This is a genomic window from Accumulibacter sp. (genome assembly GCF_029255145.1).
In the GTDB taxonomy this organism is placed as follows: Bacteria; Pseudomonadota; Gammaproteobacteria; order Burkholderiales; family Rhodocyclaceae; genus Accumulibacter.
This window is the reverse complement of sequence record NZ_JAPUVQ010000098.1, coordinates 49409-59303: the sequence shown is the minus strand read 5'-3', so window position 1 is coordinate 59303 and position 9895 is coordinate 49409. Positions and strand designations below refer to the sequence as shown.

7 protein-coding genes and 1 tRNA gene are annotated in these 9895 nt (G+C 63.7%); 5 read left to right on the top strand and 3 right to left on the bottom strand.

Annotation, left to right across the window (positions count from 1 at the left end):
- Window positions 1-922: 922 nt before the first annotated feature.
- Window positions 923-1013 (bottom strand) — tRNA-Ser (locus Q1L50_RS10050).
- A 296-nt stretch (window positions 1014-1309) separates the two neighbouring features.
- On the opposite strand from Q1L50_RS10050, the gene Q1L50_RS10045 reads away from it, so the two are divergent.
- Entirely contained in the window at window positions 1310-1486 is a 177-nt protein-coding gene (locus Q1L50_RS10045; protein ID WP_300338052.1) for a hypothetical protein, read from the top strand.
- A 223-nt stretch (window positions 1487-1709) separates the two neighbouring features.
- Entirely contained in the window at window positions 1710-2525 is an 816-nt protein-coding gene (locus Q1L50_RS10040) for a ferredoxin--NADP reductase (RefSeq protein WP_300338050.1), read from the top strand.
- A gap of 201 nt (window positions 2526-2726) precedes the next feature.
- On the opposite strand, the gene Q1L50_RS10035 is transcribed toward Q1L50_RS10040, so the two are convergent.
- Together Q1L50_RS10035 and Q1L50_RS10030 are read right to left on the bottom strand one after the other, a co-directional pair.
- Window positions 2727-4409 (bottom strand): nitrite reductase, encoded by a 1683-nt coding sequence (locus Q1L50_RS10035; RefSeq protein WP_300338048.1) that lies wholly within the window; start codon window positions 4407-4409, stop codon window positions 2727-2729.
- Window positions 4410-4796: 387 nt separating this feature from the next.
- The gene (locus tag Q1L50_RS10030; protein WP_300338046.1) at window positions 4797-5651 is read right to left on the bottom strand and encodes a MaoC family dehydratase N-terminal domain-containing protein; all 855 of its coding nucleotides are present in this window, start codon (window positions 5649-5651) and stop codon (window positions 4797-4799) included.
- Between the two features lie 408 nt (window positions 5652-6059).
- Here Q1L50_RS10030 and Q1L50_RS10025 point away from each other — a divergent pair, with 408 nt between their 5' ends.
- The 3 genes from Q1L50_RS10025 (at window position 6060) to Q1L50_RS10015 (ending at window position 9887) form a co-directional block, all read left to right on the top strand.
- Window positions 6060-7247 carry a CoA transferase gene (locus tag Q1L50_RS10025; RefSeq protein WP_300338055.1) on the top strand — a complete coding sequence of 396 codons (1188 nt, stop codon included), beginning with the start codon at window positions 6060-6062 and terminating at the stop codon, window positions 7245-7247.
- A gap of 23 nt (window positions 7248-7270) precedes the next feature.
- Window positions 7271-8497 carry a CoA transferase gene (locus Q1L50_RS10020; protein WP_300338045.1) on the top strand — a complete coding sequence of 409 codons (1227 nt, stop codon included), beginning with the start codon at window positions 7271-7273 and terminating at the stop codon, window positions 8495-8497.
- 169 nt (window positions 8498-8666) lie between these two features.
- The gene (locus tag Q1L50_RS10015; RefSeq protein WP_300338043.1) at window positions 8667-9887 is read left to right on the top strand and encodes a 2-methylfumaryl-CoA isomerase; all 1221 of its coding nucleotides are present in this window, start codon (window positions 8667-8669) and stop codon (window positions 9885-9887) included.
- The last annotated feature ends 8 nt before the right edge of the window (window positions 9888-9895 follow it).

Here is a 9895-nt window from a genome sequence, read left to right as displayed (position 1 = left end):
GGAGGCTTCAGCCGCTTCGTTACCTCCACGACTGCTCCAGTTGCTACCGGCCGGAGCGAAAGTTGCCGGGCGGGATTCGCACCCGCTGGAAAACAGCGCCTTGTCACGGCGCACAGGATTTTAGGTTGAAACAACTGCAAGGCGGCGATTCTGTACAAGCTGGCGATCCAGGCGCAACGGTAGGCGGCGCAAGCGCTGCCTACCGTTGCGGCGCTCAACAAGCTGGTGGACGCTAATTCGGTGGCGGTTTCCTGACGGTTTCAAAAGCTTGAAAATGCCTACCGCATTTTTAAGGGTCATGGGATGCGCCCCGATTGATGCTCACTAGATAAAGCTAGTACGTCATCGCCATAGTTAGCGCCTCTTGGTTGGGTGCTGGCGGCGATGCAGAGCAAGGCGGCAGGCAAATGTCGGCCAAGGAGCGATCGCTCGCTGTAGCGCGACTGTGCAAGCCGTAGGGGCATGGCCTGCCCTAGGGGGGCGTGGTCAAGGCCATGAACAACTGCAGCGCACAATGCGAAAGACAAGCGCACGCGAGAACCAAGCCAGACCTTGCGGTTAATGGCGAGAATAGTTCATTCAATTGTCAGGTATAGAAGTTGCTGGGGTGCGCTGCACAATGCCGCCGGCAAGGATGCTGCAAGAGGCTAGGACGGCCTTGATGGAATGGGGGCAGTCTGTACGGTCTGGCGGTCGATCGGGCCTTGTGGGGGTAAGGTGGGGGCGTGGTCATGGTTCGCTGCCGCAACCAGTCACGGCCTTGGGCGTGGTCAAGGTCTGGTCATGGTCCCCTACTTGGTCAAGGCCTGGGCGGGGTCCGCTACCCGTAGAACCTACCAAACCCAACGCGGCATACAGATAGGCATACGCGTAACCAGTGAAAGAAAAAACCCCTTAATAATTAAGCGCTTAGATCGTATTATGGCGGAGAGAGCGGGATTCGAACCCGCGTTAGGATATTATCCTAAACACGCTTTCCAGGCGTGCGACTTAAACCACTCATCCATCTCTCCTGAGGACGGCGAATTCTAGCAGAAGGCAACAGGAACACCAAACGCGCAACCCTGAATCATGACCCTGTTTGACCGGCCGCAGTCTGGCGCCGACGGTCACCGCGTCGCCTGTAGCCGGTCGTTGTCGGGGTCGGCGAGGCCGATGCAGCGTCTGCGGCGAGCCCACTGAAGGAGAGTCACTCGGGCGCGGGCAGAAGACGCCTTGGTGTGCGGTGGCCAAGCGAGGCATTGCAGACCCAGTCGGAGCCACGCCGGGTCGCCTTGGCCGTTCTCTGGCGACCGAATTCGAGTTGAACTTGGAACGGCTGAACAAGGCGGCAACACATGCGCACCGGGGCGACGGGCCAAGCCTGGCGGAAGCGATAGCGGCGAAAGGGCCTGCCCCGGATCAGGCCGCACAGCAGGTCGACGTGACCCACTTTGAGGTGGGCGCCGTCGGTGTCACGCAGGTGAAACAGGATCTCGGCGTGTAGCAGCGGATCCCGCCGTGGGAACGGCAGGCGCAGCCTGGCTTCGAATTGCGAGCGGCCCTTTAGCGTTTGGCGTTGCGCCGGGAGGCCAACTGAAAGACAGGCGTCAAGCGCCCGCAGAGCAGCAACGCGGTAAGCCGATGGCGGCACTTGCTCGCGTCCCTCGACGGCGACGCGACTTTCGCGGTAAAAATACCGGACTTCCACTTTTCGAAACAGGAACCGCATGAGCCCCTCTGCTGCACCCGACCTGCCGATCGCTGGCGTGCCGACTGGCCACTCGAAATGGACCACGGAGCGCGTTCTGGACGTGCGCTACTGGACGCCTGCGATGCTCTCTTTTCGTACCACCCGCGACGACGCGTTCCGTTTCACGCCGGGACATTACGCGCGGCTGGGCCTCGCCGCCGACGACGGCAGCATTGTCTGGCGCCCCTTTTCGATGGTCTCTGCCGCGACTGACCACCACCTCGAATTCCTCGCCGTGCTGGTTCCCGGCGGTGCTTTTTCAAGCGCCTTGGCAAGGCTGAGGGTGGGCGACTCAATCCAGGTCGAGCGCGCCAGCTTCGGTTTTCTCACGGTCGACCAATTGGCTGCGGGTCGAGACCTGTGGCTGCTGGCCAGCGGGACCGGGCTCGGACCGTTCGTTTCGATCTTGCGCGATCCGTCGGTCTGGCGCGCTTTCGAGCGCTTGATCGTCGTCCATAGCGTTCGCCGATCGTCGGAACTTGCCTACCGGACTGAACTCACCACGTTGGCCGATGAGCACCTTTTGGTCGCTGGCGCGGCACGGCTGCTCTATCTTCCGGTGGTGACGCGTGAACAAGGGGCTACGGCGCTTGCCTCGCGGATCCCGCGCCTGATTGCCGACGGGCGACTGGAGGAGGCTGCAGGCAGGCAGCTCAGTGTCCTTGCATCGCGCCTGATGATCTGCGGCAACCCCGAACTGGCGCTGACGCTGCGGCAAGTACTCGGCGCGCGCGGGTTTGCCACCAGCCGCCGCGGGATACCCGGGCAGATGGCGTTCGAGAAGTACTGGTAGCCGGCCAAGCCGAAAGCCGCCTTCGGGCGACTCATCGTGCCCGGCCCAGCGAGCGCCAGGTGGCCACGATGGGCGCCGCTCGGTCTTCGCGCGCGGCTTGCCTGGCAACGGCGCCGCTTGACGGCATCGTCGGCCATCAGCGGACACAAGAACGGAGGCCTTGCGGGCCTCCGTCTCTCCTCGGGCTGTGCCGTGGTTCGCTCAATAGACGTCGTGCTGAGTGTTGTAGACGTTGAACTTGCCGGTTGGCGTGACCAGCCCCGGGTCCTTGATCACCGCCTTCAGCTTGCGGGTCTTGTCGTCCACCACGACCAGTGCCGACTGCTTGTCCTTGGCACTCCAGACCGAGAACCAGATCTCGTCGCCGGCCTTGTTGTACTCCGGTTGAACGATGCGTTTGGCGCCGTCGTCACTGATCCCGGCCCACTCGCCGATCGGCAGGACTTCAAACCCTTTTTCCAGGTTCCGGATGTCGAACACCGCGACCGACTGACTGATCTTCGCTTCCGGATTGAGCGGCGTATCGACCCACAGGTTATTCGACTTGGGATGCGTCTTGATGAACAGCGAGCCGCTTCCCTGGCCCTTGAGCGTTTGCACGACTTTCCACGCCTGTGCCTTGTGCTTCACCGGATCGGTGCCGATCATGCTGATCCCCTCGTCGCCAAGATCGCTGGTCGCCCACACCGGGCCAAACTTCGGATGGACGAAATTGGCGCCGCGGCCAGGGTGCGGGATCTTGCCGACATCGACCAGAGCGGCCAGCTTGTCTTCCTTGGTATCGATCACGGCGATCTTGTTCGAGGCGTTGGCGGCGACCATGAAGTAGCGGCCGGTCGAATCAAACCCGCCATCGTGCAGGAAGCGGGCGGCGTTGATGTTGGTCACCCGCAGGTTGTCGAGGTCCTTGTAGTTCACCACCAGTACCTTGCCAGTCTCCTTGGCATTGACGATGAACTCGGGGTTGAAGTGCGATCCGACGATCGACGCCACGCGCGGTTCGGGATGGTATTCCTGCGTGTCGACGGTCATCCCGCGGGTCGATTCGATCTTCAGTGGCTTCAAGGTGTCGCCATCCATGATCACGAACTGCGGCGGCCAATAGGTCCCGGCAATCGCGTACCGGTCTTCGTAACCCTTGTATTTCGAGGTCTCGACCGAACGCGCTTCGAGGCCGACCTTGATCTCGGCAACGTTGGTCGGCTCCGGCATCCACAGGTCGATCAGATTGATACGCGCGTCACGACCGATCACATAGAGGTAACGCCCGGACTTCGACATCCTTGAAATATGTACCGCGTAGCCGGTTTTCAGGATCTTGACGATCTTCTTGCTATTGCCGTCGATCAGAGCGATCTCGCCGGCATCGCGCAAGGTCACCGAAAACAGGTTGTCGAGGTCGAGCGCGTTCATCTTCTTCGTGGGGCGCTGCTCCGGCGGGACGATGACCTTCAACGACGCCATCATCTCTTTCATTCCCCATTCCGGCGGCGTCGGCGGTTCCTGCTGGACGTAGCGCGCCATCATGTCGACTTCGGCCTCGGTCAACTCACCGGAGGTACCCCAGTTCGGCATCCCGCCGGCCGAGCCATACTGGATGAAGACCTTCAGGTACTCGGTACCGCTGGCCAGCGTCTTGTCGGTGGTCAGCGGCCTGCCCGTTGCCCCCTTGCGCAGCACGCCATGGCAGCCGGCGCAGCGCTGAAAGTAGATGTTCTTGGCCTTCTCGAACTCCTCCTTGGTCATCGGAGGCGCCTTGGGGTTGATGTTCTGGTGCATATCGGTCGTACCGACCGGCGATGAATCGCCGGCCTGATAGCTTTGTTCGACCTGCGAAATCGGCTTCTTGGCCTGTTCGTCGGCAAAGGCATCAACTGATGCCATCGGCAAAATCGCCGCGACCAGCAATCCAGCCGCGTGCGATCGACAAAAGTTCATCATCTCCATTTTCTCTCCCTTGGGGTCATAAAGCCGGCAAGACGCCGCGCCAAGCTGCCGGTTTACGCTTCTGCCAGTCATGCCATGTTGACCCAGGTCAACAAGCGAGCACTTTATCGCCCGGAACGTCCACTGTTCACCGCCACCGTCGGGGCGAGCGGCTACGGCAGCCGTAGTCGGACAGTCGTGGGCGGCCCCCCATGGCGCGGCACCAGGCCATTCCGGAGACATTTCAAAGGCGCCGGCCAGGGTTTCGAAGTATGCGCCATCTCATGACCGCGGTGGAGCGCGGGCTAGGGCGCCAACAGCGACTCAGCAGAGCCTCCCGCGCACTCAGTTCGGCGCGAGTTCGGCGCTCGCGCTCATGGCGGTGACACCGTCCGGCGCATGCGCCGCCAGCGAAACCTGGCCGTCCCGAATGCTGCAGACCAAGCGAAACGGCGCCAGGTCGAAGAGCGGCGCCAGTCCCTTGAAGCTGAATGCGCGTACTGCCCTTGGCTCATGCCGTCGCAGCAGGTCCATCAGCAGCACGGCGGTCAGCGGCCCGTGCACCACCAGACCAGGATAGCCCTCTTCCCTAGTCGCGTAGGGCCGATCGTAGTGAATCCGGTGGGCGTTGAAGGTCAGCGCCGAAAAGCGGAACAGCAGCTTCGGGTCCGGCGTCACAATGCGCGCGCAAGCGCCCTCCTCCACCGCCGGCCAGCCGATCACGTCCGGGCAGGCGACCGCGGCGCCAGGCTCGCGGTAGACAATGTCCTGCTCCTCCTCGATGCACAGCACGCCATCCTGGTAATAGCTGCAGAGCACCGAAACAAAGGCCAGCGATCCCGAACGCCCGGACTTCTGCCGGATGTCGCGAATGACCGCTTCACGGCGCGCCGACTGCCCGATCAGCAGCGGCCTGTGGAAGCGCATCCGCGCCCCGGCGAACATCCGCCGCGGATAGGGAATCGGCGGCATGAAGCCGCCGCGCTGCGGATGCCCGTCGACGTCGAGCTGCGCCTGCGGCGCCCGCGCAAGAAAATAGAACCAATGCCACAGCGGCGGCAGCGCGCTCCCTTTATCGAAACGGGTCGTGGTGTCGTCGAGCGTCGCTGCCGCTGCCAGCGCCGGCACCACTCCCAGATCATCGTCGGTGCTCTCGCGACGGCCAATCCATGCTGCGAAGTCTGTTGTCGTATCGGTCATCGGGCGGATCCTTTCAGGGTTTTCCGGAGAGCGTTCGGGGAGTACAGCACAGCCGGCGGACAAACTCAAGTTGGTACGCAGACCGCGCAGCAGCCCCCGATAGCGTCAGAAGCTTGCATCGGGTGGCGCCATTTGCCCGTATACTGTGCGCATTGCGTCGGCACACGAACTGACGCGCGATGCGGAAGTCGAGTCCTTGGGCTGGCTCTTCTGCTGGGAGGAAGGGTCATGAACGAGCGAGAAGTTTCGACCAAGGCGACGTCGCTGCACTCTGCCGCCGCGGGCGCTTCGAGCGCGACCAGGGCCGGGAGCACAAGCACCACGGCACCGGCGGACAGAGACCCGAACGGTCGCAGCCGGGAAAGCGCGCAGGATCAGGAGCGCACGCGCGAGGACGACACGCTGCCGATGGATGGCTTGCGGGTCATCGACGTCGGTACGTTCCTTGCGGGTCCCTATGCGGCGTCGATGCTCGGCGAATTCGGCGCCGAGGTTCTCAAAGTCGAGCACCCGATCGCCGGCGACCCGATGCGCCGCTTCGGGACGGCTTCGAAACGCCACGATGCGACGCTGGCGTGGCTCAGCGAGGGTCGCAACCGCAAATCGGTCACTCTCGACCTCCGCCAGCACGAAGGCGTCGCCCTGTTTCTGAAACTGGTCGCCAAGTCCGACGTCCTGATCGAAAACTTCCGCCCGGGAACGATGGAGGAATGGGGCCTCGGTTGGGAAATCCTGAAAGAGGCCAACCCGGCGCTGGTCATGCTCCGTGTCTCGGGTTACGGGCAAACCGGCCCCTATCGTCGGCGCTCGGGCTTCGCCCACATTGCGCACGGCTTCGCCGGACTGTCGTACCTCGCCGGCTTCCCGCACGAAACACCGGTGTTGCCTGGCACTTCGCCGCTCGGTGACTACCTCTCCAGCCTCTACGGCGCGATCGGTATCCTGATAGCGCTACGCCACCGCGAGGCGACCGGCGAAGGGCAGATCGTCGACATCGGCATCTATGAAGCGGTTTTTCGCCAGATGGACGAGATTGCCGCGGCGTACGGCCTGTTCGGCAAGGTTCGCGAGCGCGAAGGCGCCGGCAGCTTCGTCGCCGTTCCGCATGGTCACTTCCGCACCATTGACGACAAGTGGGTAGCGATCGCCTGCACCACCGACAAGATGTTCGAACGTTTCGCTGCCGTGATGGGCAGACCGGAACTGGCGGCCACCGACCGCTACGGCAATCAGCGCAAGCGCCTGGCAGCACGCGACGAAGTCAACCGGATGGTCGTCGAATGGGTCGAGTCGCTGACTCGCGATGAGGTGATGGCGCGCTGTATCGCCGGCGAGGTGCCGATCGGCAAGCTGAACAGCATCGCCGACATCTTCGAGGACGAGCACTTCATCGCGCGCGGCAATCTGGCGCAGCTGACCGAGGAAGGTCTGGGTGAGGTGGTCGTTCCGGGCGTCGTACCGACGCTTTCCTTGACACCTGGGCGGATCGCCAATCTCGGCCCACCGCTGGGGAACGCGACCTATGAAATCCTGCGCGAGCTGCTCGGGATTTCGGCGCTGGAAATCAAACGTCTGCGACAACGCAAGATCATCTGAACCGGCCACTGCGAGACACTCTGATGAGCACTGATCAAGCCGAGACCAAGCTGCCGCTCGACGGCATTCGCGTGATCGACGCCGCGACGGTCATCGCCGCGCCCTACAGCGCCAGCATTCTGGGCGAATTCGGCGCCGACGTGATCAAGGTCGAAAACCCCAAGGGCGGCGACCCGATGCGCTACTTCGGGACGCCGACCAAACGCAAGGACACGCTGGCCTGGCTTAGCGAAGCGCGTAACAAGAAGTCCGTGACGATCGATCTGCACCTTCCTGAAGGAGTCAATCTGTTCAAGAGGCTGATCGAGAAAGCGGACGTGCTGTGCGAAAACTTTCGTCCCGGAACCCTGGAGAAATGGGGCCTTGGCTGGGACGTGCTGCACGCCATCAACCCGCGCCTGATCATGCTCCGCGTCACCGGTTACGGCCAGACCGGCCCTTACCGCGACCGGCCGGGATTTGCCCGCGTCGCGCACGCGGTCGGCGGCATCGCCTTTCTCTCGGGAATGCCGCGGGGAACGCCGGTCACGCCGGGGTCGACCACGCTCGGCGACTATCTCACCGGCCTGTATGGCTGCATCGGCATCCTGATGGCCTTGCGCCACCGCGATCGCACCGGCGAGGGGCAATACATCGACGCCGCGCTGTACGAATCGGTGTTTCGCTGCACCGACGAACTGGCGCCGGCCTACGCCATGTTCGGCCGGATCCGCGAACGGCACGGGCCGACGCACAACGACTTCGCTTGTCCGCACGGCCATTTTCCGACCAAGGAGGACGGCAAGTGGGTGGCCATATCGTGCGTCACCGACAAGCTCTTCGAGCGCCTGGCGATTGCCATGAAGCGACCCGAACTGGCGGCGCCGCACGTGTACGGCGATCAGAAGACGCGGCTGGAAAACCGCCACGACGTCAACGAAATCGTCCGGGACTGGTGCGGTTCGCTGCGCCGGGAGGAGATCCTCGACCGCTGCTTCGCCGCCGGCGCCCCTGCCGGACCCTTGAACAGCATTGCCGACATCTTCGGTGACCGCCAGTTTCACGCCCGGCGCAACCTGGTGGCGATCGACGAGGCGGATATCGGCGAGACGGTCATCGTCCCGTCGGTATTGCCCCGCCTGTCGGTGACACCTGGTCGAATCAGGCACCTCGGTCCGCGGCTCGGGCAACATACCGACGAAGTGCTCTCCGGGCTGCTTGGCGTGAACGCGACCGAGATCGAAGAGCTCCGCCGAAAGCGTGTCATCTGAAACCCAGTGGCGGTGAGGCCGATGCGGCGACCGCCGTGAGCGCGCTGCCAGCCGCTGCTCGCAAGACGGGAGCCCTCGGGCCGGAGCCCGCCAGTGAGCAAGGGGACGCGGCGGTGGCCCGCCGACTTACGTACAAGCGCTGCCCGCGCAGCAAGGATTGGTGACTGGCATGGATGGAATTCTCAAGGGATTGCGCGTCGTCGAGGGCTCGGCTTTCGTCGCGGCGCCGCTCGGTGGCATGACCCTGGCGCAGCTCGGCGCGGATGTGATCCGCTTCGACCCGATCGGCGGCGGGCTCGATTACGGGCGCTGGCCGCTGACCAATGATGGTCGGCACAGCCTGTTCTGGGCCGGCCTGAACAAAGGCAAGCGCTCGATCGCCGTCGACTTTCGCCAGCCACGCGGACAGGAGTTGCTGACCCGGCTGATCTGCGCGCCCGGCGACGATGCCGGACTGTTCAGCACCAACTTCCCGGCCAGGGGCTGGCTCTCCTACGAGGCGCTGAAGGCGCAGCGTCCGGACCTGATCATGGTCAACCTGAGCGGTCGCCGCGACGGCGGCTCGGAGGTCGACTACACCGTAAACCCGCAAATCGGCCTGCCCATGATGACCGGGCCGACCAACTCACCGGAGGTGGTGAACCACGTCTTTCCGGCATGGGACTTCATCAGCGGGCAGATGATCGCCATCGCCATGCTCGCCGCCGAAAGGCACCGGCGCCTGACCGGCGAAGGACAACTCGTTCGCCTGGCGCTGAAGGACGTCGCGCTGGCGATGATCGGCAATCTCGGGATGATCGCCGAGGTGATGATCAATGACGCCGACCGCCCCAAGCAGGGCAACTACCTGTACGGGGCCTTTGGCCGCGACTTCGAAACACTGGACGGCAAGCGCCTGATGATCGTCGGACTTACCGACATGCAGTGGCGCTGCCTGACCAAGGCGACCGGTCTGCACGAAGAGATCGCCGCACTCGGCGCCCGGCTTGGCCTCGACCTCGACGACGAAGGCAATCGCTTTCGCGCCCGCCAGCAGATTGCTGCCCTGCTCGAACCGTGGTGCCACGCGCGCACGCTGGCTGAAGCGGCCGCGGTCTTCAATACGCACCGAGTCACCTGGGGCCCCTATCGGAGCGTTCGCCAGGCGATCGACGACGATCCCGACTGCTCGACCGACAATCCGCTGTTCACGATGACCGAGCAGCCCGGCGTCGGCGCGTACCTGATGCCGGCGTCGCCGCTCGACTTCGCCGGCTGCCCGCGTCTGCCGGCGCAGCCGGCACCCGCGCTGGGCCAGCACACCGACCAGATTCTGCTCGACATCCTCGGCCTCAGCGAAGCGGAAGTCGGTCGTTTGCATGACGATGGCGTGGTCGCTGGACCCGCCTGAAACCGCTA